Raw genomic sequence first — 26657 nt, forward strand, 5'->3', positions numbered from 1 at the left:
AAATATTTATGTTTATATAAAATAGAAAAGACCATGTTATATAAAAAGAAAATTATACTATTCCTTTCAATTTTAAGTATCGGAATAACAACTTCATACGCACAGCCATTTATTCATTCTGGAATTTGGGTTCACCCTGGCGCTGCTGAAAGTAAAAAGGAGCTTGATTTTGTAAAAAAACAGATTAAAGCTGGCAAAGAACCTTGGAAAAGTGAATTTCATAATATGATTCAATTTGAAATCAAAAATGGTTACACCAAAACTTCTGCCCCGAAAGATTTAGGCAAAGTAAATGAAAATGATCAAAAAGAAGATGCAAAATTAGCTTATGCAAATGCTCTTGCTTGGTACTTTACTGACAATGCAGCTTATGCAGAGCAAGCAATTAAAGTTTTCAAGACATGGTCATCTACTTTTGAAGGTTATCGTTATGCTTACCCACTGAATGAAGCAACCAATCAAAGCCAACTAGATTGTGCTTGGATTGGATCTATTTTGGGTCCAGCTGCAGAAATATTGAGAATATATCCAGGATGGTCTTCCGAAGATATTGAGAATGTTAAAACTATGTTCAGGACAAAATTTTATCCTAATCTAAATCTGTTAAATACTTGGAACGGAAATGAAGATTTAACACAGATTTATGCAATGATAAGTATTGCTGTTTTCTTAGAAGATGAAAAAGAATTTAATATCGCACTTGATAGACTAGAGAAAAGAAACCCATCTTACTTTTACCTTACCTCAGATCCCGTTTCCTCAAGAAACTATGCAACTCGAACTTTTCCAAACGATTGGTATAAACCCCAAATTATTAAAGATGGCTTAACTCAAGAAACCTGTCGTGACAACAATCATCACGCACAATTTGCGATGGCTGCTGCATTAGCAACTGCCGAAGTTGCTTGGCATCAAAGGATAGATATTTACAAAAAAAATGAAAAACGTTACATTGCAACTATGGAACTAATGGCGAAACAAGGTCTAACTGGTTCAATGCAAGAAATATGTACTAATAATGCTACAACTACTGAATTATTTGATACATGGGAGATTGGATATAATCATTATCATAACCGTATGGGTATAGAGTTGCCCTATACCAAGCTATTACTCGAATCCAAAATTCGAAACCCAAATACTAAGTCAGATTGGAATATATTTTATGAGACACTAACCCACGCAAATATTCAAGAAAATTAACAATTGAAACACTAACACGCCTCATGTATTAAGGATTTCAATGGTAAGCTAAAGATTGTAGAGCGTTTTGGCTTTTTGTGCAACTTTATATGAAAATCATACAAAATTCCATACGAATCAAACTTCAATCCATAAATGTTTAAAGATGGTAATATTTGATTTGTTTTTTTTGGGGAGTATATCGTTAAGATTAAAAACACATTATTGATTTTAAAAGCAAAAAGAGTCCGTAATAAAGTATTTCGTCAACTTTTATATAAAGTTTTAAACACAAAATACAACAAACTGATTAACTATAACTTAATGATAAAATGAAATCATGGCAAAAAACAGCAATGTGGAGCAATTAAAATTATTGCCACAATTTAAAGATCTTTTTATATCTAGGATGATTTGGCAAATCCAAAAAATTGACTTAAATTAGTACCAAACGTACCCTTTTAAAGGATTATTCAACAGCAATTTACTCTGTCAAAACCAAAAATAGAAAGATTTAATAATTAACTATAGATCTAAAATGCAAACAAAAACAATTATTATTTATTCATCTGTAGATGGTATGACCAAAAGAATTTGTGATTACATAGAGAATATTTTAATTTTAAAAAATCAAATTGTCGAAAAAATTTCGATTAATGATTTTAACCATAAAATCACAGAATTTGACAAAATCATTATTGCATCAAGTATAAGATATGGAAAACATAACCAGCAAATAGTAAATCTTATAAATGAAAACTCTGAACTTTTAAATTCTAAAAAAGCAGCATTTATTTCTGTAAATTTAGTCGCCAGAAAAGTTGAAAAAAGCAAAGCAGACACAAATCCTTATGTAAAAAAATTTTTAAATTCAATAGAATGGAAACCTACAATTGTCGCTGTTTTTCCAGGAAAATTAGATTATAAACTTTATAGTTTTACGGATAGAATTTTAATACAATTAATAATGCTAATTACAAAAGGACCTACCAATTCAAACACAGTTATAGAATATACAAATTGGGAAAAAGTAGAGGAATTTGCAAAAGAGTTTGCAGAAATTTAAAATTCGAATAGCAAATAGATAAATTAATCTACCATAAATAACAAAAAGTAAGATCCGATCAATTATATCATATTTCACTTTGCCTTCCTAAATTTTTTAAATATAAAGCAAAAAAAAACGCATCTTGTTATAAAGGACATAGTACACTTTTCATAAATAAGAATACTAAAAAGAATTCGTTTTTTTTTGTTCCATTTTAGAAATAAATAAAAAGAACATAAATTATTTAGACTTTAAAGTTACTCGCTTTTACAAAACTAAACTCTTTTCAAAATACCCAAATAAGGTCTTTAGATATAATTAAATTTCAATGTTTATTGACTTTGTCACACAAAATAAAAACTATAAATTAGCACTTTAATAATTATTATAAAAAAGACAATGAAAAATACTGCTTTAACGCACATACATGAGGGTTTAGGAGCGAAAATGCTACCGTTTGCGGGTTACAATATGCCTATTCTTTATGAAGGTGTAAATGCTGAACATGAAACGGTTCGTAATTCTGTAGGTGTTTTTGATGTGTCTCACATGGGCGAATTTTTACTTTCGGGTCCAAATGCTTTGGCTCTTATACAAAAAGTAACTTCAAATGATGCAAATACATTGACAATTGGAAGAGCACAATATTCTTGTTTGCCAAATAATGAAGGTGGAATTGTAGATGACTTAATTGTTTATAAAATAAAAGAAGAACAATATTTACTAGTTGTAAACGCTTCCAATATTGAAAAAGACTGGAATTGGATTTCATCTCATAATGATTTAGGTGTAGAAATGAGAAACCTTTCAGATGAATATTCATTATTGGCCATTCAAGGACCAAAAGCGGTCGAAGCAATGCAAACATTATCATCTATTGATTTATCTACAATTGCTTATTATCACTTTGAAGTAGCAGATTTTGCAGGTTTTGAAAATGTCATTATTTCAGCAACTGGTTATACAGGTTCAGGCGGATTTGAAATTTATTGCAAAAATTCAGAAGTAGAAACAATTTGGAACAAAGTTTTCGAAGCAGGATCTGCATACGGAATAAAACCAATTGGATTAGCGGCACGTGATACTTTGCGTTTAGAGATGGGATTCTGTCTGTATGGCAATGATATAAATGATTCGACTTCACCACTTGAAGCTGGATTAGGATGGATTACAAAATTCAATAAAGATTTTACCAATTCCGATAATTTAAAAAAACAAAAAGAAGAAGGCGTTTCTAAAAAATTAGTAGCTTTCGAAATGCAAGAACGAGCTGTTCCTAGACATGACTATGAAATAGTAAATGCTTTGGGAGAAGTAATTGGTATCGTAACTTCTGGAACAATGTCTCCTTCGATGAATATAGGAATTGGATTAGGTTATGTTACAACAGCAAACAGTGCTGTAGATAGTGACATTTATATCCGAATCAGAAAAAATGATGTTCCTGCAAAAGTAGTAAAACTACCTTTTTATAAAAAATAGCCAATCAATGAAGAAAATCACACTAGTATTTCTGTTTTTAACATTTTCTCTATTTGCTCAAAATAGTGATACTGATTGTGAAATTTTGTTCAAAATAAATAATTTGCTACAAAAAGAGCATTTTAATCCAAAGCCGGTAGACGACAGTTTATCGGCTTATGTTTTTGATGAACTCTTCCGTAATTTAGATTCTTCCAGAAACATTTTTTTAAAATCTCAAGCGGATTCTCTTTCAAAAAAATACCGCCTACAAATTGACAATCTTTTATTGAATAAAGATTGTTCATTTATAGATGCTATAAAAAAAGAATATAGAAAAGGGCTTTTAAGAAATCAGATTGTATTGGAAAAACTTAAAATCCGAACTATTAATTTTGACACATTAGATACCATTAGATTCAAGCAAAAAAGTTTTAGTTTTTACCTAAAAGAAAAAGATGTAGAAAAAGCTTGGAATAAAAAAATTAGATATGAAATATTCAATGATATTTCAAGTAAAAGTAAAAATTTAGATTCACTTAAACTCAATTTTAATTCTATGAGTTTAAAATCAAAAAAAACAATCATAGACAATAACCTATGCAAAACCAACGCTTTACTATCTAATGATAAATCTTTTGAAGACAATCTTTTTAATATCTTTTGTGAATATTTTGACCCCCATACTAATTTCTTTAGTAATGATACCAAATCTAGTTTTGTATCCACTCTTTCCAAAGAAAAACTTTCATTAGGATTAAATGTAACACTAAACGACAAAAATGAAATAATAATTGAGGAAATTGACCCAAATGGTCCTGCTTTTAAAACTGGAAAAATAAAAAAAGGAGATCAAATTATTGCTATTTCCAATCAAAAAGAGACATTGGAAGTATCTTGTTATTCTATTGAAGCTATTGCGGCTTTAATGGCATCAGAATCAAATACTCTTATAACACTAACTATAAAAAGAAATTCAGGTAAGAGTTTTAAAGTGAGTATTCAAAAACAAATTTTAAAAGATGAGGAAAATACCGTTTATAGTTTTATTATCGAAAATGAAAATAAAATAGGATATATAAAAATACCAAGTTTCTATTCTGATTTTGAAGGCGAAAGTTCTAAAGGTTGTGCTCAAGATGTCGCCAAAGAAACCATCAAGTTAATGAAAGACAATATCAAGGGAATGGTACTTGATTTAACAGATAATGGTGGCGGATCGATGGAAGAGGCCGTAAAGTTAGCAGGACTTTTTATAGATTATGGTCCAATATCAATAGTTGTTGATAACAAAAAAAGACTCTCCGTTATTAATGACCCCTACAAAGGTGTTATTTACAAAGGTCCAATTGTGATAATTATCAATGGAAATTCAGCTTCTGCAAGCGAGTTTTTTGCTTCAATAATGCAAGATTACAACAGAGCACTTTTGATTGGAAGTACTTCACTTGGTAAAGCAACAATGCAAACTATTGAACCACTTGAAAAAGGCGATTTCGATCATTATATAAAACTAACAATTAGTAAATTCTATAGAATTACAGGAAAAAGTCATCAAGCAGTTGGAGTTATTCCTGATGTACAAATTCCCACTATTTATCAGGATGTTTTACAGAAAGAAAGTGAATTTCCAACGGCTTTAAAAAATGACAGTTTAAACACACGTGTTCGTTTTACACCTTATGTAAGCGACCAATTAATAGAATCACTCGCTCAAAAAAGTAGGGATAGAATTGCTCAAAACTCGTATTTTAACTCGATTAAAACTTTTAATTCAAAAATTGATTCTGTTTTAAAAAAATCAAAAATTGAAATTCCAATGACCTTGGATGCTGTTTTTGATAACCAAAACAATTTATCAAATTTATCAGAAGAAATAAACAACTTTAAAACGGATGAATTGAATTTGAATGTTACCAATTCTGAATACAACAAATCATTATTACTCATTTATCCATCATTAATAGTATACAATAAAATTCAACTCGATAACTTAAGATCCAATCACTATCTTAATGAAGCGATATCCATAATTGCCGATTACAAAACTGTAAAACAAAATAAAACAAAATAATTATACACTATTTCACAAAAGATTATCCATAGCCTTTTGGAAAAATAAGGAATAGCTGTATTTTTGCAATTCAAAATAACAATAAGAAATGGGAAGAGCATTTGAATTCCGAAAAGGTAGAAAAATGAAAAGATGGTCAGCAATGGCCAAAGCCTTTACTAGAATTGGTAAAGATATTGTAATGGCGGTTAAAGAAGGTGGTCCAAATCCTGAGGCAAATTCAAGATTAAGAGCTGTCATTCAAAATGCCAAGGCTGCAAATATGCCGAAAGATAATGTCGAACGTGCCATAAAAAAAGCTACTGATAAAGATACAGCTAATTATAAAGAAGTATTATTTGAAGGCTATGCTCCACACGGAATAGCCCTTTTGATTGAAACTGCTACTGACAACAACAACAGAACAGTTGCCAATGTTAGAAGTTATTTCAACAAATGTAATGGAACTATGGGAACTCAGGGTTCAGTAGAATTTATGTTTGACCATACCTGTAATTTCAGAATACCTAAAGAAGGTATTGATCCAGAAGAATTAGAATTAGAACTCATTGATTTCGGTGCTGAAGAAGTTTTCGAAGACGAAGATGGCATTCTAATCTATGCTCCTTTTGGAAGCTTTGGAACTATTCAAAAAGAACTAGAAAGCAGAAAATTAGAAATATTATCCTCTGGTTTTGAAAGAATCCCACAAATCACTAAAAAATTAACCGAAGCTGAAATGGCTGACGTAGAAAAGTTGATAGAAAAAATGGAAGAAGATGAAGATGTCATGAACGTTTATCATACCATGGAAGAATAAAAACCAAATTTAAAACAAAAAAAGCTCTAGAATTCTAGAGCTTTTTTTGTTTTATATCGAAATACAAAATGACACTTTATAAATATATTTAAAACTTATTTGACTGTTAATTTTTTAGCATTTTCATTCTGGTTCAAATTCGTCACTTTCAACAAATATGTCCCTTCAGGAAGTGCACTAATATCAATATCATTTTTATTACTTGAAATTACTTTTTGACCTTGAGTAGAAAAAATTTCTGATGATTTTACGACTACTGTTTCTACTGGTGTAGCTAAAATTATTTCTTGTTTTGTTGCTGTAGTCTTTGTAGAACTACCTGTTTTCACATCAGCTATCTTATTAACCGTAGTTATTGAAGCAATCTTTTCTACAACGTCATTTGGAGCTAGAACAGAACTATATTCATAAACATTTAATACTTCTTCTGGCGACAATGCTACATCATAAATTTTCAAATCATCTATATCAGCATTAATACTAACTGATGTACCCATTTTACCAATTGTAAAAACATTCCCTGAAGTTAATTTCCTAGGGGTAATCGAAGATCGAATCAAGGTACCATTTCTATAAATTTTAGAAGTCAAACCATCAAAAGTAACCGTATAATTATACCAAGTATTTATTGCGATAGTAGTAGTAACAATAGCATCATTTGCTGGCCCCCAACTCGCAAGATTCAGATCCGATTTTGCTGTTAAAGTACTTTGCTGAACTAAACCAAAATATTGCGCATTAAAAGAAGATCCATAGCCCCAAATATAATTTGGTATAGAAATATCATTATATTTTACCCAAACAGAAACCGATCTGGCTTTATTTGAAACAGGCAAATTAGGAATAGTAATCTCCATAGGACTATTTACAATTCGAATAGCATTATTAGCATTACCAACCCTATCAGCTACAAATTTAGAAATACCTAGAAATGAATTACTATTTTCCGTATTACTTCGGTTACCATTAAAATTAAATTCTTCAATAGGTTTTGTTTGTGCATTTATCTGAAAAGTTATTATAAATGCAATTAAAAGTATATTTTTTATCATATGAATTGGGATTAAATTTGAAATAAACAATGTGGCTTTATTTACTTTTATCAAATTTAACACTACTTGAATACTAAAACCTAAACTTCTCGATAAACAACACAGATAATCGATTAATTTACAAAAAATATATTTTTTATTCAATATTATATGCAGTTCAACAGATAGTAACATTAAATACACATTGATTTAACAAAATAATCAACAATATTTTAACCTCAATATTTTAATTTAATTCAAACTTTAATAAAAAAATACAATTTTAAATATAAACCTAACAGTCAAAACATTAGATTCATTCTTATTAAAAGTCAATTATAGTAGCCATGGTTAGGTTGCTCTTTATAATAATTACGAAAACAAAAAAAACTCCAGATTTCTCTGGAGTTTTTTATTATATATATAAATTGAGTGTTATCTATTTTATAAACTCAATTTTTTGTTCTTCTTCTTCGTTTATACTATCAAAAAAACCTTGATCATTCATCCATTCATCACTAAACACTTTACTCATATAACGAGATCCGTGATCAGGAAAAATGGCAACCACATTACTTTTATCATCAAATTCACCCTCTTCAGCATATTGTTTAATTGCTTGCATTACAGCTCCAGAAGTATACCCCACAAATAACCCTTCTTTTCTAGTCACCTCTCTTGCAGAGTGGGCACTTTCCTCATCAGAAACTTTCATGAATTTATCTATGATATCAAAATCAGTCGCAGATGGAATCAAATTTTTTCCTAAACCTTCAATTCTGTAAGGATAAATTTCATCATTATCAAATTCTCTGGTCTCATGGTATTTTTTCAAAACCGAACCAAAAGCATCAACACCTAATATTCTAATGTTTGGATTTTGTTCTTTTAAATATTTTGCCGTCCCAGAAATTGTTCCACCAGTTCCGCTACAAGCAACAAGATGAGTGATTTTACCATTGGTTTGTTTCCAAATTTCTGGTCCAGTCGACTTATAATGAGCATCAACATTTAATTGATTAAAATATTGATTGATGTAAATCGAGCCTTTGGTCTCTTCGTGCAAACGTTTTGCAACATTATAATAAGAACGATCATCATCTGCAGACACATGAGCAGGGCAAACATAAACTTTGGCCCCCAAGCTCCTCAGCATATCAATCTTATCTTTTGAAGATTTTGAACTCACTGCAAGAATACAATTGTATCCTTTAATGATGCTAACCATTGCCAAACTAAAACCTGTATTACCAGAAGTTGTTTCGATTATGGTATCACCTGGAGATAAAATTCCACGCTTTTCTGCTTCTTCAATAATGTATAAAGCAATTCTATCTTTGGAAGAATGTCCTGGATTGAAGGATTCTACCTTTGCGTAGAAGTTTCCCTTTAAATTCTCAGTTACACTATTTAGTTTAATAAGTGGAGTATTACCTATTAATTCTAAAATATTATTATAAGCATTTATTTCTTCTTTCATAAAAAAATAGTTTATCTAAGAGCTTTTTTTTAATTAACCCCGATATCATGCAAATCTAACAAAAAAAATCTAATTAGTTTTCAATTTTCTCTAAATCTAATAAAAAACTATACTCTTTTGCCAATTCCTTAATCGCTTCAAAGCGACCAGATGCTCCACCATGTCCTGCATCCATATTGGTATCCAAAAACAAGAGATTATTATCGGTTTTTAAAGCACGTAATTTAGCTACCCATTTAGCTGGTTCCCAGTACTGTACCTGAGAATCATGGAGACCTGTTGACACATACATATTTGGATATTTTTGAGACAAAATATTATCGTAAGGAGAATAGGACAACATATAATCATAGTATTTTCGAATATTAGGATTCCCCCATTCATCATATTCTCCGGTCGTAAGCGGAATACTATCATCAAGCATTGTGGTTATAACATCCACAAAAGCGACTTGTGCAATAATTCCATTATATAATTCAGGCGCCTTATTAACAATAACCCCCATTAATAAACCACCGGCAGAACCGCCTTCTGCATATAAATGTTTAGGTGAAGTGTATTTTTCGGCAATTAAAAATTTGGAGCAATCAATAAAATCAGTAAATGTATTTATCTTTTTCAACAACTTTCCATCCTCATACCATTGCCTTCCCAAATCTTCTCCTCCACGTATGTGTGCAATGGCAAAAATAAATCCTCTATCCAGTAAAGTCAATCGAGTCGATGAAAACGTAGCATCCATAGAATGACCGTAAGAACCATAAGCATATTGAAGCAAAGGATTTGTACCGTCTTTCTTCAAACCCTTCTTATACACCATCGAAATAGGTATTTTAACACCATCCGCAGCTGTAGCCCAAACCCTTTCTTCGGTATAATTATTTTTATCAAATTTTCCACCCAAAACTTGTTGTTCCTTCTTTACCTCTTTGACTTTTGTCTTCATATTAAAATCAATAATCGAAGAAGGTGTTGTCATAGACTGGTAGCCGTAACGCAATATATCGGTATCAAAATCAACATTGGAAGACGTATAAGCTGTATACGTTTCGCTTTCAAAAGGCAGATAATACTCCCCTTCACCACTCCAAGGCATAATTCGTATTTTATTCAAACCATTTTCACGCTCTTCAACAACCAAAAAGTCCTTAAAAATCTCAATATCTTCCAATAAAACATCTTTTCTGTGCGCAATAACTTCAACCCAATTGGCTTTTGAAGTTTTGTTTACCGAAGTTTTCATCAGTTTAAAATTCTCGGCCTTATCTTTATTGGTCATAATATAAAAACTATCTCCATAATGATTGATGCTGTATTCCAATCCTCGAACACGTTTCTGGAAAATCTTAAATTCACCATCGGGATTATCAGCATCCAGAATTTGGTATTCTGTAGTAAGGGTACTCCCCGATTCTATAGCCAAGTATTTTCTAGATTTGGACTTCGCAATTTCCACATTAAACGTTTCGTCTTTTTCAAAATAAACTAACACATCATCTGCTTGTTTTAAACCTAATTTATGTTTAAAAATTTTATCCGAACGCAATGTTTTTTCGTCCTGATCCGAGTAAAAAATAGTTTTATTATCATTAGCCCAAACGGCGCTTCCGGTAACATTTTCTATTTTATCTTCCAAAATTTCGTTGGTTTCCAAATTCTTGATTTGAATCGTATAAATACGCCTCCCAACAATATCATAACTAAACAGAGCTAACTTATTATCAGGGCTGACACTCAAAGCACCCAATTGAAAATAAGGCTTATCCTTGGCCATTTCGTTGCAATTGAAGAGTATTTCTTCACTTGCCGAAAGGCTTTCTTTTTTTCGAGAATAAATGGGGTAATCTTGCCCTTTTTCAAAACGGGTGATGTAATAATACCCATTATACAAATAAGGAACCGACTGGTCATCTTCCTTTATTCGGCTTTTCATTTCTTCAAACAATTCAGCTTGAAAATCTTTGGTATGTGCCGTTTGTTCTTGGTAATAAGCATTTTCTTGATTCAAGTAATCAATAACCTCAGGGTTTTCTCGGTCGTTTAACCAAAAATAATTATCGATTCTTACTTCACCAAACTTCTTTAATTTCTTAGGGATTATTTTAGCGACTGGAGTTGAACTATTTTCTGGCATTGTTTGCGAGTGGTTTTAATATTTAAAATGCAAAAATAACACAAAGCGATTTTAAAACGAATTCGTTTTTTATCTTATTTAACGTAAATAAGCTTCAAATTCAGTAATTTTGCTTTTCAATAATTTAAAAATCATCAAAATGGATTTAATGGGAATGATGGGTAAACTTAGAGAAACCCAACAGAAAATCGAAGATACTAAAAAACGTTTAGACAACGTACTAATTGACGAACAAAGTACTGACAATTTATTAAAAGTGACTTTGACTGCCAATACCAAAATAAAATCAATCACAATCGATGATTCTTTATTGGAAGACAAAGAACAACTGGAAGATTACTTGATTTTAGTTTTGAACAAAGCCATTGAAAAAGCAGCAAAAATTAATCAATCTGAATTGGATGCAGTTGCCAAAATGGACATGCCAATGATTCCGGGAATGGAAGATATGTTTAAATAAAACGGGGTTAAGTTTGTTTGAATTCGTTTAAAGTTTAAATCCGTTTTATAGCAAAAAATGAATACTCTTTAAGTAAACAAAGCCCAGATCCTGTATCAGAATCTGGGCTTTGAATTTTATAATAAACAATTATTCGTATTTTATGAAAACGTCTAAAACAACTTTAAACTTTCTAGAAAACAATCTTCTGCAAGGTTTCCAAAACATAAGTATGCATCACTTCTTTATAATCCAGATGCGTTACAATCCTAAGTTTTCCATGCCCTAATGCGCTAATCAGAATGTTTTTCTCTTTTAACTTTTCGATAAAGACTTTTTCATTCAAGCCTTCACGAAGCGAAAAAATTAAGATATTCGTTTCTACTGGTTCAATTTTACCTATCCAAAGTTGGCGTGACAAAACTTCGGCAATTTCTCTCGCCCTTCTGTGATCATCGACCAATTTGGCAATATTATTATCCAACGCAAAATTACCCGCTGCAGCCAAATACCCCACTTGACGCATACCGCCACCCAATATTTTTCGTATACGCAAGGCTCTGTGAATAGTCTTTTTATCCGACAAAAGAACTGACCCAATAGGCGCTCCCAATCCTTTGGACAAACAAACCGAAATCGTATCAAACAAGGCTCCAAATTCCCTCGGATGTTGTTTTTTGGCCACAATTGCATTCCAAATTCGGGCACCATCCAAATGGTATTTTAAATTATTGGCAACACAAACCGCTTTTATTTTCTTTAATTCTTCCAGATCATAACAAGCTCCACCTCCTTTATTTGTGGTGTTTTCTACACACACCAAACTTGTCAATGGACTATGATAAAACTCAGGATCATTTATCGCACCAGCCACTTGCTCGGCGGTAATCATCCCTCGATTTCCGTCCAACAAACAACACGAAACACCACTGTTAAACGAAACACCGCCTCCTTCATAATGATACACATGAGCATATTTATCGGCAATCAACTGCTCACCAGGCTGCGTATGCAACTTAATCGCCGTTTGATTGGCCATAGTTCCAGACGGAAAAAAAAGCCCCGCTTCCATACCAAACATTGCCGCCAATCGTGCTTCAAGAGCTATTACCGTAGGATCTTGCTTGTACACATCGTCCCCCACTTCGGCATTAAACATGTATTGCAACATTTCAACCGATGGCTTAGTAATCGTATCGCTAATCAAATTTATTTCCATAATCTAAAAACTAAATCCTATTTTTGCATTCAAAACTAATGAAATTATTAGAAGCTAATCCTGCTATTCGTTACAATCTTTTCTATTTTTTAAAGAAAAAAATAGAAAAGGATTTTCACTACTATCAGGGCTAAAAAAGTGCTAACCCAATAATTTTCGAAACAAAATTACTATAAATTTATGACAACTACCGAACAAATTAAAGGTATTGTGGAGCGCCTTGGTGCGTTGAGGAGGTATCTTTGACGTTGATGCCAAACTTATCGAAATAGCCAACGAAGAAGAGAAGACTTTTGCTCCCGACTTTTGGAACAATGCAAAAGAAGCCGAAAACATTGTAAAAAACCTAAGAGGTAAAAAGAAATGGATCGAAGATTACAACAAAGCTGTCGATATGACAGACGAGTTGCAACTTGCTTATGACTTTTACAAAGAAGGAGAGCTAACTACCGAAGAACTAGATAATCAGTACGATTTAACTCAAGCTCATATTGAAGCAATAGAATTCAAAAATATGCTTTCGGAAGAAGGTGATTCTTTGAGTGCTGTCCTTCAAATTACAGCTGGAGCCGGTGGTACCGAAAGTTGCGATTGGGCCGAAATGCTTATGCGCATGTACATGATGTGGGCCGAAAAAGAAGGATACAAAATCAGGGAACTGAATTTTCAAAAAGGAGAAGCAGCCGGAATAAAAACCGTCACCCTAGAAATAGAAGGCGATTATTCTTTTGGATATCTCAAAGGCGAAAATGGAGTTCATCGATTAGTTCGTATTTCCCCTTTTGACAGTAATGCCAAAAGACATACTTCTTTCGCCTCGGTTTATGTATATCCATTGGTTGATGATACCATTGAAATAGAAATCAACCCCGCCGATATCGAAATCATTACGGCTCGTTCCAGTGGTGCTGGTGGTCAAAATGTAAACAAGGTAGAAACCAAAGTACAATTGACACATAAACCAACCGGAATTCAGATTCAGTGCTCCGAAACACGCTCGCAACATGATAATAGAAATCGAGCGATGCAAATGTTACGTTCGCAATTGTATGAAATTGAGTTGAAAAAGCAACAAGAGCAACGTTCTGACATCGAAGCTGGAAAGATGAAAATTGAATGGGGGTCGCAAATACGCAATTATGTAATGCAACCTTATAAACTAGTCAAAGACGTTCGTACTGGACAAGAAACTAGCGATGTTGATAGCGTAATGAACGGAAACATAGACGGATTCCTAAAAGCATACCTCATGATGATGGGACAGCGCGAAGAGGAATAAATCCCTACTATGTATAACGAAATAACATTAAAAATGCCTTTCAAAACTTCTGAAAGGCATTTTTTTATCAATACAATTTAACAATCGTACTACTAACCAATAATTTTTAAATAAATATTTATGTAATACACTCCTGTAATTATAAAAGTAAATCCAGTAATTAACCGCATCACTTTCTCCACTTTTCGGATAGCATGAAAGTACTTTCCTAATTTCTCCAAACTAAAGGCAATCACAAAAGCAAAAAACAACACTGGCAACCCAGTTCCCAAAGCAAATACAATTGGCAAAGCCAAACCTTCATTTGCCGAAAGTGTCATCGGAATAAGCATTCCAAAAAATAATGCGCCACTGTAAGGACAAAAAGCCAAAGCAAACAAAGCGCCTAAAAGAAAAGAGCCAAAAACACCTTGGGTCCTAAATTTTTCAGATAATTTCTCGGTCAGATTTGCATTGGATAAAAAATTCAATTTAATAACATCCAGCAATACAAGACCAATTACAATCATTACTGGACCTATAAATTTCTCTCCATTTCCTTGAAGTAATTTGGCAACTTGAAATTTACTTAGCCCAAAATAAACAAGAGCTCCAATTGAAGTATAGGTGAAAACCCTTCCAAAAGTATACAGCAATACGCTCAAAATCACCTTATATTTACTATTTACAGTTTTGGAGATGTAGGCTGTAGCAGTAATATTTGTTGCCAAAGGACAAGGACTGACCGCCGTAAGCAAACCCAATGCAAAAGCAGCCAAGAGCGGTACATCATTGTTTTGCGCCAACTCATTCAGCCATTCCATGTTATTTGAAGGATTCTATTTTTTTCTTCAACTCTTTGACAAATTTTTCCTTATCCCCAGCATTCATAAAAGCCAAATCTGAGACATCTTGTTTCTTTAGGGTTTTAGGATTTTACAGAAATAGCGCCGTACCAGCAGCTTCAAATTGAGTAGCTATTTTTTCATTCTTCTTATCATCAACATTCACTAATAAAAAAGGAACATTTGGAAAACTTTTTAACGTTTCAAGGGTTAATTCCTCAATTTTAATACAAGTTGCGCAACGATGATCCGAATGAAATTGAATAATTTCAATTGTTGCAGGAGCTTTGCTTTTTGTTGTAACTGCTATTTTACCTTGAGCAACTATATTTACAGTTACAAACAAAAGTATTAAAGTTAAAAAAACAGGCAGTAAGATATTCTTTTTCATTTTTATTAGTTTTTATATGTTGCTGAATTAATTATTGTCATTGTTATTCTCATTGCTCTTAGACTCATCGTTTGATTTCTTTTTCTGAAATTGAAGTTTATAAACTACCCAACCAAAGCCTACTATAATATGGAGCAATACGATTCCGAAAATTATTTTTTCCATTTTAATATTATAAAATTATATTGAACAAATAACCAGATAGAATCATAAAGAAGGTAATTGTTCCAAAATAAATAGCTATCATTTTTAAATTCATTACTTTTTTAAGAAGCATTGCTTCTGGTAATGATAAGCCAATTACCCCCATCATAAAGGCAATAGCCGTTCCAAGAGGAACTCCCTTTGCAACCAAAACTTGAACAACCGGAATAACACCTGCAGCATTACTATACATCGGAACACCAATGATTACAGCCAAAGGCACAGCATACCATTGTCCTTTATTGATGTATTGTTCAAAAAAACCTGTGGGCAAAAATCCATGCATTAATCCGCCAATGGCAATACCGATAATAATATAAAGAGAAACTCCCTTTACAATAGCAAAAGCTTCTTTTAAAATAGCAGGAAATCGTTGTACTAATGTTAGCCTATCTTCTTCTAATTCGTCTTCTGTTTGAGCGTTTGCAATTATATTTTGAACCCAAGGCGATAATTCTTTTTCCAATTTTAATTTACCTAACGTAAAACCGCCAATTACTCCTAAAACAATACCTGAAATAACATAGATTGCCGTTATCTTAAATCCAAAAGCGCCTAAGAAAATAGCAATTGCCACTTCATTTACTAATGGAGCAGTAATCAAATACGTAAAAGTAATCCCAAGTGGAATGCCTCCTTTTACAAAACCAATAAATAATGGAACGGATGAACACGAGCAAAAAGGAGTGATAACCCCAAAAGCAGAAGCAAACAGATATTCTAATCCGTACAATTTATTTCGACTTAAAAAATTCCGAACTTTATCGACTGGAAAATAAGAATTCACAATACCCATTACCGTTGTGATTACATAAAGCAATAAAGCAATTTTTAAGGTATCAAAAACAAAGAAATTTAGAGCATCTCCAAATTTGGTATGTTGTTCAACTGAGAACAGTGAATAAATAAGCCAATCTGCGAAATTTTGTAACCAGTCAAACATAACAAGTTATTTAAATTAACAACCAGAGCACGAACAAGAATGAGAATTACCATTAATCAACACAGAGGAGGCATCACCTATAGTTGGAAATCCTTTTTGTACCCAGCGAATGATACCATGTTTCATATTAACTACTTGGTCATAACCGTTATTTATCAAAAAGGCCGCAGCTCTTAAACTACGCACACCACTTTTACAAACAACCACTACTTCCCTATCCCTTGGAATTTCGGCAAATCGTTCTTCGAATTCGGTTAGTGGGATATTCACAATATTAGGCACATTATAAGCCAATTGTGCTACTTCCTCTTTTTCTCGAACATCTACTAATAATGCGCCATTATTAATCCACAATTGTGTTTTGGTTGGGCAAATTTCTTTTACCAAAGTTTGATTTTCCATTCTATATTTATTTTAAAAATTCTTTAATTTCATTAACCTGCGCAATCCTTCCTTTCACTTTGACAACTTCGTCAATCATTAATACAGGAGTTGTCAAGATATTATACCGCATCATTTCTTCAATATCTTCAATTTTGATTACTTGAGCTTCAATACCTAATTGTTTAACCGCTTCTTCTGCATTATTAAATGTTATTTTACATTTAGGACAACCAGGCCCTAAAACCTTAATAGTTTTCATTGTTTTTACTTTTACAAATCATTCGTAAAATTACGAACAATTATTTTACTATTCGTTCTTTTGCGAATAATATTTTAGCAATTTATTTCAAGAAAGTGACAAATAGTTTTTTAGCCAAAAGCCAATTTTCTTTGTTTATACAATATTTAACCGTAGGAGGTGTAATATCCCCTTGAATAAGACCAGCGTCTTTCAATTCATTCAAATGTTGGGACAAAGTAGATTTTGCAATAGGCAATTCTTCGGCCATATCGCCATGATAACAGCAAGACTGAGTATCCAATAACTCCAAAATAGCAATACGAACGGGATGTCCCAAAGCTTTGGCAAAACGAGCCATTTGTTTCTGATCTATTGTAAAATAATCTTCTTTTATATTTTTTTCCATCAATTAATTTATCAATTCGCAAATATACGAACAAAATAAAAAAAAATCATTTATATCTTACTAGATTATCAATGCTCTTTATTGCCATTCAATTAATGAAACTCCAACACCAACTGTCGTTTGATCGTGATTATAATCAATCAATGAATTTCCATATCCGTGTGAAACCTGCAAATAACCTCTCAGATTTCCTTTTATAGGATAAGCCCAAGAAAAAGTGGAACTTCCTCTCATTTTACCATTAAAACTAAAATTATGACTTCCAATAAATGTATAAACACTTCGGTTTTTAGAATAAATAATATTTACGTCAGCGTTCCCTATGTAGTTTGAAATATCCGGATTATCACCTTTGGATTCAGGAATTACATACCAAGGTCTTACATAAATATTCCAATTTTTCCGTTCAAATCCCGTCATCAATATAACTCGGTTCCAACTTCTTGTATACGGAAAACCTTTACCATTAGATTCATGATCAAACGAGACGCCAATCATTCTGGTTTTAAAACCAAAAACATTAAACTTAACTGGAAAATTTAATATAATTTCCGGCTCATAATTTATTTCACGGAATGGACGAGATAATTTTTCATTATAAATTTGCCAATGTGATATTTGAGTGTAAGCTACCCATAAATCGGCTTTTCCCCATAAAAAACCTTGTAGAATTTTGGTTTTGAAACTCAATTGAAATTTCATTTCTACTACATCATAATCGACTTTTGTTGGCGGAATATATTCTGGCGAGGTATTTCCTGAATGTGGTTGCTCATTTGGATTACTTGTCCACACAAATGGCAAAACATAAATTGCTTTGTATGGTGTTACCAAAAAAGTTCCTCTTGCAGCAGTAGAATCTAATTCCCAACGCGCAACCATCGTTTTTAGTTCAACTTTATCATTAAACAATGCTTGAACTTGAGCATTTGATGCAGAATAGAAAAGTAGAAAAAGGAATATAAACAAATATAGTTTTATAGGTGTTTGCACAGTTTTAAATTTTAAATAAAAATAGTGCCATTACAAACCAAACTGTTATATATTTAGTTTAATATATTGCATAATTCACATATTTTACTCTTCGATCCCCTTTATAAAATAAGAATAATTTACAAATCACAATTACAAAAAACTCTTTTCGTATAAAAATCCAATTCTTTTATATATTATGTCATAACTAAAACGATATAGAATAATAAACTGATAAATAACACCTTAAAAACAAAATATCTAGCCTTTATAAATCTACATCACAAACAAATTCTTTAAATTTGTTAGGTATCAAACTTTAAATACCAAATATATTATGAGCAAGAATTTACCAGAAAAATACAGACATCCCTATACATTTGACAAAAAATACAAAAAATCAGCGGTTTACTTTTCAATGGAATTTGCAATCGATCAATCTCTTAAAATTTATTCTGGAGGGCTAGGTTTTCTAGCAGGATCGCACATGCGCTCTGCATATGATTTAAAACAAAACTTAATCGGAATTGGGATTTTATGGAAAAAAGGATACTATGACCAATATCGAAAAGAGGATCTCTCCATGGGTTCTCTTTTTAGAGACAAAAGTTATAGTTTTCTGGAAGACACCAACATAAAATTCACAATAAAGATAAACAATCACGATGTTTGGATCAAAGCTTTTTTCTTGAAACCAGAAACTTTCGGAACGGTTCCCATGTTTTTCCTATCAACCGATTTGCCAGAAAATGATTATTTGGCCAAATCAACCACTTTTAGATTGTACGATTCTGATCCAAGTGCAAAAATTGCACAAACCATGGTTTTGGGATTGGGTGGTGCCAAATTACTCGATGCATTGGATTACGAACCCGATATTTATCATTTAAATGAAGCGCATGCCGTTTCTTGTGTTTTTCATCTATACAACAAATTCAAAAGTGTTGAAAAAATTAGAGAGAAAATGGTTTTCACCACGCACACTCCGGAAGAAGCTGGTAACGAAAAACATGATATCAATTTATTGAACAGTTTAAGCTTTTTTGATGGAATTCCACTTGAAAAAGTACGAGAGATAACTGGAATAAAAGACAATACTTTCAATCATACTATGGTTGGATTGAGATTAAGCCACAAAGCAAATGGAGTCTCCAAATTACATGGAGAAGTATCTCGGGATATGTGGAAAGAAGTACCTGGTGTTTGTTCAATTGACCATATTACCAATGCCCAAAACAAGAAATATTGGGTAGACCCTTGGCTTGACAATGCTCACGCTACCAAAGACAGAGAAGCATTAATCGACAGAAAAAAGAGATTGAAAACCAAACTTTTTGAATTGGTAGCCGATCAAACTGGTAAAATGTTTGATCCTGATATTCTGACCATAGTTTGGGCAAGACGATTTGCCGATTACAAAAGACCTGATTTGATTACTCGCGATTATGACAAATTCAAAAATCTAATGAATAACAAAGAAAGACCGGTCCAAATTATTTTTGCAGGAAAACCATACCCAATGGATTATGGTGCTATTCATAATTTTGACAATCTTTCGCACATGAGTAAAGACATCAAAAATATGGCCGTACTTACGGGATACGAATTAAAATTATCCCGTCAATTAAAAAAAGGATCAGATGTTTGGCTGAACAATCCAAGAGTAACAAGAGAAGCCTCTGGAACTTCTGGAATGACAGCAGCAATGAATGGATCCATAAATTTCTCTACCAATGATGGATGGATTCGCGAATTCAAAGAGATGAACAAGACTCAAAATTCTTTTGTATTACCAATTGTCGATCACAATTTACCAATTTACCAACAAGACCAAATGGACTTGGATAATTTATATCAAATGCTAGAAAACGAAATTCTACCCTTATATTATGATACTCCAGAAAAATGGTGGACTTTAGTAGAAACCAGCATGAAACAAATTGTACCCTATTTTGATTCGGCTAGAATGGTTGATGAATATTACACTAAAATGTACAATTAAAATTCAATGCCAAAATTAAATCAAACATTGACTTAATAAAAAAAACAAAACCTCGTTATTTACAAAAATACGAGGTTTTTATTTTTATATAATTTTAAAGAACATTAAATTGCTAAAAATTTAAAAATGACGATTAAAATGCAATAATTTCAATCGTTTTCGTAAATTAGCATTTATTACAAAAAAAAAACATCTCTAAATAAGCATGGATTTAAACTTCAACAAAAACGAAGATCATAATAAACTATTATTGTCTGAAATGAGACAAAAATTAGCCAAAGTCAAATTGGGTGGTGGCGAAAAACGAATCGAAAAACTTCATGCCGAGGGCAAAATGACCGCTCGAGAACGCATAGATTATTTGCTGGATGAAAATGCAAAATCGATCGAAATTGGTGCTTTTGTTGGCAAAAAAATGTATCCAGAACACGGAGGCTGTCCATCGGGAGGTGTAATTGTAAAAATAGGATACATAAAAGGAAAACAATGCATAGTTGTTGCCAATGATGCTACCGTAAAAGCGGGTGCTTGGTTTCCTATAACAGCAAAGAAAAACCTTCGAGCTCAGGAAATAGCTATGGAAAACCGTTTGCCAATCATCTATTTAGTCGATAGTGCTGGTGTTTATTTGCCTTTACAAGATGAAATTTTCCCAGACAAAGAACATTTTGGTCGCATCTTTAGAAACAACGCTCAAATGAGCAGCATGGGAATCACCCAAATTGCTGCTGTTATGGGAAGCTGCGTTGCTGGCGGTGCTTATTTACCTATAATGAGCGATGAAGCATTAATCGTAGACAAAACTGGAAGTATTTTCTTGGCAGGAAGTTATTTGGTCAAAGCAGCCATTGGAGAAAGTATTGACAATGAAACTTTGGGCGGTGCAACAACACATTGCGAAATCTCTGGAGTGACAGACTATAAAGCCAAAGACGATAAAGATGCTTTGGACAAAATAAAAAATATTGTTGATAAAATCGGTGATTTTGACAAAGCAGGATACAATCGAATAAAATCTGAAAAACCAGCTTTGGACGAAAAAGAAATCTACGGAATTTTGCCAAAAGCCAGAAACGAACAATATGACATGATGGAAATCATCAATCGATTGGTCGATAATTCCGAGTTTGAAGCGTACAAAGAAGGATATGGTCAATCATTGATTACCGGTTATGCCAGAATTGACGGTTGGGCAGTAGGAATTGTGGCGAATCAAAGGAAAGTAGTAAAGACTACCAAAGGCGAAATGCAGTTTGGAGGAGTTATCTATTCGGATTCTGCAGACAAAGCGACTCGTTTTATAGCTAATTGTAACCAAAAGAAAATACCATTGGTTTTTGTACAAGATGTCACTGGTTTTATGGTAGGTTCCAAATCCGAACATGGTGGCATAATAAAAGACGGCGCCAAGATGGTAAATGCCGTATCCAATTCGGTAGTACCAAAATTCACCGTCATTGTTGGAAACTCTTATGGAGCAGGAAACTATGCGATGTGTGGAAAAGCATTTGACCCACGATTGATATTTGCATGGCCAAGTGCTGAATTGGCTGTAATGGGAGGAACACAAGCTGCAAAAGTATTGGCGCAAATTGAAGCTTCATCCTTAAAAGGGAAAGGAGAAATTGTGGACGAAGCCAAAGAAGCCGAATTGTTTGCCAAAATTAAAGCCCGTTACGATGAGCAAGTTTCTCCTTATTATGCAGCTGCCCGTTTGTGGACAGATGCCATAATTGATCCATTAGAAACTAGAACTTGGATTTCTATGGGTATAGAGGCGGCTAACCACTCTCCTATCGAAAAGAAATTTAATTTGGGTGTGATTCAAGTATAAATCACCTTACATTAAACCAAAAAATACATTATACTATTTCCTAATTTTTAATGAGTTGAATAGGAATTTTCAATTAAGTAATACTATTGCATTTTGGTTTTAAAAAATGTATTTAAGCCCCATTTTAAACAAAAAAAAATCAATTGAATTCAGATACAATAGATTTAAAATATCAATTCTAGTTTAGCAATGAATTCGTAAAATCATATCTATTATCTTTTAGATTTTTTCGCATTAGAAATTAAAATATATTTTCTGTCAAATGCAACAAATTAGACAGTTTAAAAGATCGCTAGGCAGTTTAAAATTAAACCAATAATCCTATGTTTATATAAAAAAAATGACTAAATTGTAATAGATATTACCTACTGGCCCCAAAGTACTTTTTTTTCGGTTTTATTAAACAAAACTTCAAAAAGACCCAGTAAAGATGGAAGCAAAAAGAAATCTATTCTATCTTATATATGTAATGTTTTTTATTACTCATTTGATGTTGGCACAAAATGAAGCCAAAAAATATTTTTCATCAAAAGACTACCAAAAAATATATTTTCAGACCGGAATTAATCTATCAATACCGGCTCATGACGATTTAATGCGTACCCATTTATTTGCTATTGGAATTAATATAAGAATAGCAAAAATAATTTCAGATAAATTAGAAATTGGTGTTCGAATGGATTACGACTACAGATTTTCTAGAAAAAATATTCCTGATTCAATACCACTATTTAAAGCTGCTCACCGTAATTTTAGTATTGCCAGTTTTAAACCAAACTTACAATTAAATTTGAAAAAAAATTGGTATTGGGGTTTAGAAACAGGAATAGGATTTGTATTTTCAGATGAAGATAACAAAACAGGTTTTGGATTTGTTGAAGAATACGATGGAAATACCCGAATTGGATCTTGTTCTGCACTATATATTGGTAAACATATTTCATTAGACACAAAAATCAACAAACTTGATTTGTCTCTAAATTGGTCTAATTTTTTTACTGAAAAACATGCTGAAAATTTTGCCTGCATAAAATTAAATTACAGTTTCGATAAAATAAATAATCATTAAAATTCAATTATGATAAAACAAAAAAAGATAGTAGAGATTTATAAAATCTCATTTATTATTACAAAAAAATAACAATCAATTCATAGGAAAATCTTATTGTAAAATAAAATTAATACTTGTTTTAAAAACATATATCATTAATTATTAACAACTTAGTACTTAAATTTCTAACTTATATATTATGAACAGCGTAAAACATTTAAATAAATGGGCCAATGCGCACACTTATTTACCAGTTGATTTATTTCGGATGGCTTTGGGTGTTTTCTTATTTATTAAAGGAATTATTTTCATCACAAACATCCAGTATTTAGTTGATTTAATATCGCCAATTGACAATATTAACAAAGGGGTCTTTGGATGGTTTATCATTCATTATATTGCTTCAGCACATTTTCTTGGAGGAATATTAATTTTCTTTGGATTACTTACACGTTGGGCAATAATAGTACAATTGCCAATTCTTATTGGCGCAGTAGTGATAAATTTTATGGGAGACATGCACCATCAAAACTTACTTTTAGCCATTCTTACTCTTTGTGTATGTATTCTTTTCTTAATTTATGGTAGTGGTAAAAATTCGGCAGATTATTTTTTTAAAATGGAACAGTAGATCCTACTGAAAACTATTAAATAAAAAAACTTCAAATGGTTGAAACCAATAAAAAAGAGAGGACAAATCCTCTCTTTTTTATATCATAGAACATTAAAATACTATTTTTATGCTACCAATTCTTTGCTTTCTGTTCTCATTATTTTCCCAGTTGCAGTTTCTTTAAACTTAGGAATAAATACGATATCCTTTGGTTTTTCATATCTGTCTAAAACATCAAAAATAGAATTATCAATATTTATAGGTTCTCCCTCTACAAATAGCACAACTTTTTCACCTAAATTTTCATCTTGCAATCCATCAACAAAATAGCGTCTTGGAATCAATGTAGACAATTTACTTTCTACTTGTTCGGGCATGATTTTTATACCTCCACTATTGATTACATTATCATAACGTCCTAACCAAATAAATTGAGTATCAGAAATAAGTTTAACAATATCATTAGTAACGATTTTTTCATTTCCAATATTTTTAGCCAAAATTTCTAAACATTGATTTTCATTTTTAGAGACCGTAACATTAGGCAATGTTGTAAAAGCCTCTTGACCCACTTTTTTTGCAGCAATATGAGTTATTGTTTCTGTCATACCATAAGTTTCATAAATCTCTATTGGTAATTTCACCAATTCTTGTTCTAATGACTTATGAATTTTAACTCCACCAATAATTACTTTTTTGATATTCGTTAATTTATTTATTGAATTTTTTGCTTGAAGTGGCACCATAGCTGCAAAATCATACTTTTCATCATTATTTTCTAATGGATAAGAACTTGGTGCTACAAAATCCATATCCAACCCTAAAATAAAAGAGCGCACAAACATCATTTTTCCAGCTATAAAATTTACAGGTAAGCAATGTAATACCCTGTCTCCTGGCTGTAAACCAAAAAAATCACCTGTAGAAATAGCTGATTGCACCATGGCATTTTTTTCTATTCTTATTGTTTTTGCATCTCCAGTTGTCCCAGAAGTATACATATCGATATATGACTTGTCATCAAACCAATCTAAAAGAAAATCTCCAACAGCTTGTTCAAAATCTTCACCTTCTTTAATAAAACTATAAGCAACTCTGCATAAATCTTCTTTTGTCAAATGATACCCATTTAATTTAAATTGGTTGTGTACATTTTTGTATGTTACTGTATTCATGATAATTATATTAATTGTTTTTAGATTATTATTTTCTTAACTATACTATGGATCCCGTTAATTTTCCTTTCCAATCCGACCATCTGTATTTTAACCCAAATATAATTAAAAGTAAAGGATAAACAACAATTACAGGAAAGATAATATCAAATCCTGCTTCAGGTTTGGACACATCTTTTAGAATAGAATAAGTTTGAAAAGCTGACCAGTCCGATGTAACTAACAATGCGCCGATTAAATTATTAGCTGCATGAAACCCCAATGCTAATTCCATTCCTTCATCCATCAAAGTAAGAATTCCAAGAAAAAAACCAGTACCTATATAGTATATCATAATAACATTTCCCATTTTTAAAACTTCAGGATTGGATAGATGCATTAATCCAAAAATAATGGAAGTCATCAATAAAGGAAACCATTTATTCATGGATAAATTTGCAAAACCCTGCATTAAATATCCTCTAAAAACTAATTCTTCAACACTAGTTTGTATGGGAATTAATAATGTAGCCACAACAACCAAAATCAAAAAGGGAAAGAGTTGAAAATTAATCTTAAAATCTACTGGAAACAAATAATAAGAAACGATTGTAGAAATTAAAGTAATTAATGTCCAAACCCCAAAAGAGAAAAATACTCTTTTCCAATCGATTTTATATCTAGAGGTAACTATCGAAAGGAGTGATTGATGATGTAAAAAACGAACAACAAAATAAATTCCGATTAAAGCAAAAACAAACGAAATAAGCAATAAGAATAAATTCAAATTAGGTTCGAAAAAATGAAATAGTTCTTCATCATTTTTAGGATATACTTTCCCTTTAAACATCGTTTGGTATAATAACGCTAAAAACATGGGGATTTGCCCTATTAAAGAAGCAATAATTATAATAATGGATCCTAATAGATACTTCCCAAATTTGTTGTTTTTATCAATCCCCTGTTCTATAAACATTTAATATTTTTTCAATAATTATTCTTGCTTTCTTTTTGCAAATGGTATTTTTGTTGGCGCTAAAATAGTGTAATATTTCAGTTCAAACTAATTCCAATATTAAAATGATACAAGTTTACCATAATCAACGTTGCGGAAAATCAAGAAATTGCTTGCTTTTTTTAAAAGATTCAAACACTCCATTTGAAATCATCAACTATCTAGAAACCCCACCTAATGCTGAAAAATTAAAAGAAATACTTCAAAAATTGAATTTTTCTGCTATTGAATTAGTCCGTCAAAAAGAAAAAATTTGGATCGAAAAGTACAAAGGAAAAATTTTAACTGAAGATGAAATCATTCAAGCCATGATAGAAAACCCAATTCTTATCGAAAGACCCATTTTAATCAAAGAAGACAAAGCAATCATAGGCCGTGATTTGGAAAAAGTTAATTCGTTTTTATAAACATTAACAAAAGATTAAGATTCTAACTTTAAACTATTTTTCTTTTCCATCATCTTATTTGGAAATCTTA

25 protein-coding genes are annotated in these 26657 nt (G+C 31.8%); 12 read left to right on the top strand and 13 right to left on the bottom strand.

Annotated elements, in window-relative coordinates; all coding sequences use genetic code 11:
* The first annotated feature begins 33 nt into the window (after positions 1–33).
* From OYT91_RS06445 to OYT91_RS06465, 5 genes are all read left to right on the top strand, one after another.
* Complete coding sequence (locus tag OYT91_RS06445) at positions 34–1203, top strand: alginate lyase family protein (protein ID WP_281239983.1); 1170 nt, start codon at positions 34–36, stop codon at positions 1201–1203.
* 517 nt (positions 1204–1720) lie between these two features.
* Complete coding sequence (gene hemG / locus OYT91_RS06450; protein ID WP_281239984.1) at positions 1721–2248, top strand: menaquinone-dependent protoporphyrinogen IX dehydrogenase; 528 nt, start codon at positions 1721–1723, stop codon at positions 2246–2248.
* 381 nt (positions 2249–2629) lie between these two features.
* Entirely contained in the window at positions 2630–3712 is a 1083-nt protein-coding gene (gene gcvT, locus OYT91_RS06455; protein ID WP_281239985.1) for a glycine cleavage system aminomethyltransferase GcvT, read from the top strand.
* Positions 3713–3719: 7 nt separating this feature from the next.
* Positions 3720–5765, top strand: coding sequence for a S41 family peptidase (locus OYT91_RS06460; protein WP_281239986.1), 2046 nt, complete (start codon positions 3720–3722; stop codon positions 5763–5765).
* An 88-nt stretch (positions 5766–5853) separates the two neighbouring features.
* Positions 5854–6564, top strand: coding sequence for a YebC/PmpR family DNA-binding transcriptional regulator (locus tag OYT91_RS06465; RefSeq protein ID WP_269222567.1), 711 nt, complete (start codon positions 5854–5856; stop codon positions 6562–6564).
* A 95-nt stretch (positions 6565–6659) separates the two neighbouring features.
* Here the strand turns inward: OYT91_RS06465 and OYT91_RS06470 are convergent, their stop codons facing one another.
* The 3 genes from OYT91_RS06470 to OYT91_RS06480 form a co-directional block, all read right to left on the bottom strand.
* Entirely contained in the window at positions 6660–7616 is a 957-nt protein-coding gene (locus tag OYT91_RS06470) for a LamG domain-containing protein (protein ID WP_269222566.1), read from the bottom strand.
* A gap of 418 nt (positions 7617–8034) precedes the next feature.
* Positions 8035–9075: a cysteate synthase gene (capA, locus tag OYT91_RS06475; RefSeq protein ID WP_269222565.1), complete on the bottom strand. Its 1041-nt coding sequence runs from the start codon at positions 9073–9075 to the stop codon at positions 8035–8037.
* A gap of 73 nt (positions 9076–9148) precedes the next feature.
* On the bottom strand, positions 9149–11209 hold the full coding sequence (locus OYT91_RS06480) for a S9 family peptidase (RefSeq protein WP_281239987.1): 2061 nt from the start codon (positions 11207–11209) through the stop codon (positions 9149–9151).
* 139 nt (positions 11210–11348) lie between these two features.
* Here OYT91_RS06480 and OYT91_RS06485 point away from each other — a divergent pair, with 139 nt between their 5' ends.
* Positions 11349–11669, top strand: coding sequence for a YbaB/EbfC family nucleoid-associated protein (locus tag OYT91_RS06485; RefSeq protein ID WP_281240366.1), 321 nt, complete (start codon positions 11349–11351; stop codon positions 11667–11669).
* A 172-nt stretch (positions 11670–11841) separates the two neighbouring features.
* Here the strand turns inward: OYT91_RS06485 and OYT91_RS06490 are convergent, their stop codons facing one another.
* Positions 11842–12867: a threonine aldolase family protein gene (locus OYT91_RS06490; protein WP_281239988.1), complete on the bottom strand. Its 1026-nt coding sequence runs from the start codon at positions 12865–12867 to the stop codon at positions 11842–11844.
* Positions 12868–13047: 180 nt separating this feature from the next.
* Here OYT91_RS06490 and prfB point away from each other — a divergent pair.
* Positions 13048–14146 (top strand): peptide chain release factor 2 gene (gene prfB / locus OYT91_RS06495; RefSeq protein ID WP_281239989.1). Its coding sequence is split into 2 segments (ribosomal slippage): positions 13048–13110 and positions 13112–14146, totalling 1098 coding nucleotides; the frame shifts between segments, so codons are not numbered across the junction.
* Between the two features lie 92 nt (positions 14147–14238).
* Here prfB and OYT91_RS06500 read toward each other — a convergent pair.
* The 7 genes from OYT91_RS06500 to OYT91_RS06530 all read right to left on the bottom strand — a co-directional run bounded on the left by OYT91_RS06500 (position 14239) and on the right by OYT91_RS06530 (position 18532).
* Positions 14239–14949 carry an aromatic aminobenezylarsenical efflux permease ArsG family transporter gene (locus OYT91_RS06500; RefSeq protein ID WP_281239990.1) on the bottom strand — a complete coding sequence of 237 codons (711 nt, stop codon included), beginning with the start codon at positions 14947–14949 and terminating at the stop codon, positions 14239–14241.
* A gap of 112 nt (positions 14950–15061) precedes the next feature.
* Entirely contained in the window at positions 15062–15361 is a 300-nt protein-coding gene (locus OYT91_RS06505; protein ID WP_281239991.1) for a hypothetical protein, read from the bottom strand.
* A 172-nt stretch (positions 15362–15533) separates the two neighbouring features.
* Positions 15534–16508 carry a permease gene (locus tag OYT91_RS06510; RefSeq protein ID WP_281239992.1) on the bottom strand — a complete coding sequence of 325 codons (975 nt, stop codon included), beginning with the start codon at positions 16506–16508 and terminating at the stop codon, positions 15534–15536.
* A 15-nt stretch (positions 16509–16523) separates the two neighbouring features.
* Complete coding sequence (locus OYT91_RS06515; RefSeq protein ID WP_281239993.1) at positions 16524–16910, bottom strand: rhodanese-like domain-containing protein; 387 nt, start codon at positions 16908–16910, stop codon at positions 16524–16526.
* 7 nt (positions 16911–16917) lie between these two features.
* Positions 16918–17151 (bottom strand): thioredoxin family protein, encoded by a 234-nt coding sequence (locus OYT91_RS06520; RefSeq protein ID WP_281239994.1) that lies wholly within the window; start codon positions 17149–17151, stop codon positions 16918–16920.
* An 82-nt stretch (positions 17152–17233) separates the two neighbouring features.
* Positions 17234–17539 carry an ArsR/SmtB family transcription factor gene (locus OYT91_RS06525; RefSeq protein WP_281239995.1) on the bottom strand — a complete coding sequence of 102 codons (306 nt, stop codon included), beginning with the start codon at positions 17537–17539 and terminating at the stop codon, positions 17234–17236.
* A gap of 78 nt (positions 17540–17617) precedes the next feature.
* A complete protein-coding gene (locus OYT91_RS06530) occupies positions 17618–18532 on the bottom strand; it encodes a phospholipase A (RefSeq protein ID WP_269222558.1) in 915 nt (304 codons plus the stop codon).
* A 316-nt stretch (positions 18533–18848) separates the two neighbouring features.
* Between OYT91_RS06530 and glgP the strand changes: the two genes are divergently transcribed.
* The 4 genes from glgP (at position 18849) to OYT91_RS06550 (ending at position 24029) form a co-directional block, all read left to right on the top strand.
* Positions 18849–20513 carry an alpha-glucan family phosphorylase gene (gene glgP, locus OYT91_RS06535; RefSeq protein ID WP_281239996.1) on the top strand — a complete coding sequence of 555 codons (1665 nt, stop codon included), beginning with the start codon at positions 18849–18851 and terminating at the stop codon, positions 20511–20513.
* A 205-nt stretch (positions 20514–20718) separates the two neighbouring features.
* The gene (locus OYT91_RS06540) at positions 20719–22347 is read left to right on the top strand and encodes an acyl-CoA carboxylase subunit beta (RefSeq protein WP_281239997.1); all 1629 of its coding nucleotides are present in this window, start codon (positions 20719–20721) and stop codon (positions 22345–22347) included.
* A gap of 430 nt (positions 22348–22777) precedes the next feature.
* Entirely contained in the window at positions 22778–23416 is a 639-nt protein-coding gene (locus tag OYT91_RS06545; protein WP_281239998.1) for a hypothetical protein, read from the top strand.
* 181 nt (positions 23417–23597) lie between these two features.
* Positions 23598–24029, top strand: a complete 432-nt coding sequence (locus tag OYT91_RS06550; protein WP_281239999.1) for a DoxX family protein — start codon at positions 23598–23600, stop codon at positions 24027–24029.
* A gap of 107 nt (positions 24030–24136) precedes the next feature.
* Here OYT91_RS06550 and OYT91_RS06555 read toward each other — a convergent pair whose 3' ends face one another.
* Positions 24137–25186, bottom strand: a complete 1050-nt coding sequence (locus tag OYT91_RS06555; RefSeq protein ID WP_269222553.1) for an AMP-binding protein — start codon at positions 25184–25186, stop codon at positions 24137–24139.
* 40 nt (positions 25187–25226) lie between these two features.
* Entirely contained in the window at positions 25227–26141 is a 915-nt protein-coding gene (locus OYT91_RS06560; protein WP_269222552.1) for a CPBP family intramembrane glutamic endopeptidase, read from the bottom strand.
* Between the two features lie 104 nt (positions 26142–26245).
* On the opposite strand from OYT91_RS06560, the gene OYT91_RS06565 reads away from it, so the two are divergent.
* Positions 26246–26587 carry an ArsC/Spx/MgsR family protein gene (locus OYT91_RS06565; RefSeq protein WP_281240000.1) on the top strand — a complete coding sequence of 114 codons (342 nt, stop codon included), beginning with the start codon at positions 26246–26248 and terminating at the stop codon, positions 26585–26587.
* Positions 26588–26657 lie beyond the last annotated feature (70 nt).

This window comes from Flavobacterium praedii (assembly GCF_026810365.1).
Lineage (GTDB): Bacteria > Bacteroidota > Bacteroidia > Flavobacteriales > Flavobacteriaceae > Flavobacterium > Flavobacterium praedii.

Bases quoted from the DNA above. Each gene is read 5' to 3' on its own strand.
- OYT91_RS06550 (WP_281239999.1), top strand. From the start codon at position 23,598: ATGAACAGCGTAAAACATTTAAATAAATGGGCCAATGCGCACACTTAT.
- OYT91_RS06510 (WP_281239992.1), bottom strand. From the start codon at position 16,508: ATGTTTGACTGGTTACAAAATTTCGCAGATTGGCTTATTTATTCACTG.
- OYT91_RS06515 (WP_281239993.1), bottom strand. From the start codon at position 16,910: ATGGAAAATCAAACTTTGGTAAAAGAAATTTGCCCAACCAAAACACAA.
- OYT91_RS06445 (WP_281239983.1), top strand. From the start codon at position 34: ATGTTATATAAAAAGAAAATTATACTATTCCTTTCAATTTTAAGTATC.
- OYT91_RS06505 (WP_281239991.1), bottom strand. From the start codon at position 15,361: ATGAAAAAGAATATCTTACTGCCTGTTTTTTTAACTTTAATACTTTTG.
- OYT91_RS06565 (WP_281240000.1), top strand. From the start codon at position 26,246: ATGATACAAGTTTACCATAATCAACGTTGCGGAAAATCAAGAAATTGC.
- OYT91_RS06555 (WP_269222553.1), bottom strand. From the start codon at position 25,186: ATGAATACAGTAACATACAAAAATGTACACAACCAATTTAAATTAAAT.
- OYT91_RS06545 (WP_281239998.1), top strand. From the start codon at position 22,778: ATGGAAGCAAAAAGAAATCTATTCTATCTTATATATGTAATGTTTTTT.
- OYT91_RS06465 (WP_269222567.1), top strand. From the start codon at position 5,854: ATGGGAAGAGCATTTGAATTCCGAAAAGGTAGAAAAATGAAAAGATGG.
- OYT91_RS06460 (WP_281239986.1), top strand. From the start codon at position 3,720: ATGAAGAAAATCACACTAGTATTTCTGTTTTTAACATTTTCTCTATTT.
- OYT91_RS06485 (WP_281240366.1), top strand. From the start codon at position 11,349: ATGGATTTAATGGGAATGATGGGTAAACTTAGAGAAACCCAACAGAAA.
- OYT91_RS06500 (WP_281239990.1), bottom strand. From the start codon at position 14,949: ATGGAATGGCTGAATGAGTTGGCGCAAAACAATGATGTACCGCTCTTG.
- OYT91_RS06520 (WP_281239994.1), bottom strand. From the start codon at position 17,151: ATGAAAACTATTAAGGTTTTAGGGCCTGGTTGTCCTAAATGTAAAATA.
- OYT91_RS06480 (WP_281239987.1), bottom strand. From the start codon at position 11,209: ATGCCAGAAAATAGTTCAACTCCAGTCGCTAAAATAATCCCTAAGAAA.
- gcvT (WP_281239985.1), top strand. From the start codon at position 2,630: ATGAAAAATACTGCTTTAACGCACATACATGAGGGTTTAGGAGCGAAA.
- OYT91_RS06560 (WP_269222552.1), bottom strand. From the start codon at position 26,141: ATGTTTATAGAACAGGGGATTGATAAAAACAACAAATTTGGGAAGTAT.
- capA (WP_269222565.1), bottom strand. From the start codon at position 9,075: ATGAAAGAAGAAATAAATGCTTATAATAATATTTTAGAATTAATAGGT.
- OYT91_RS06540 (WP_281239997.1), top strand. From the start codon at position 20,719: ATGGATTTAAACTTCAACAAAAACGAAGATCATAATAAACTATTATTG.
- OYT91_RS06525 (WP_281239995.1), bottom strand. From the start codon at position 17,539: ATGGAAAAAAATATAAAAGAAGATTATTTTACAATAGATCAGAAACAA.
- OYT91_RS06470 (WP_269222566.1), bottom strand. From the start codon at position 7,616: ATGATAAAAAATATACTTTTAATTGCATTTATAATAACTTTTCAGATA.
- glgP (WP_281239996.1), top strand. From the start codon at position 18,849: ATGAGCAAGAATTTACCAGAAAAATACAGACATCCCTATACATTTGAC.
- hemG (WP_281239984.1), top strand. From the start codon at position 1,721: ATGCAAACAAAAACAATTATTATTTATTCATCTGTAGATGGTATGACC.
- OYT91_RS06490 (WP_281239988.1), bottom strand. From the start codon at position 12,867: ATGGAAATAAATTTGATTAGCGATACGATTACTAAGCCATCGGTTGAA.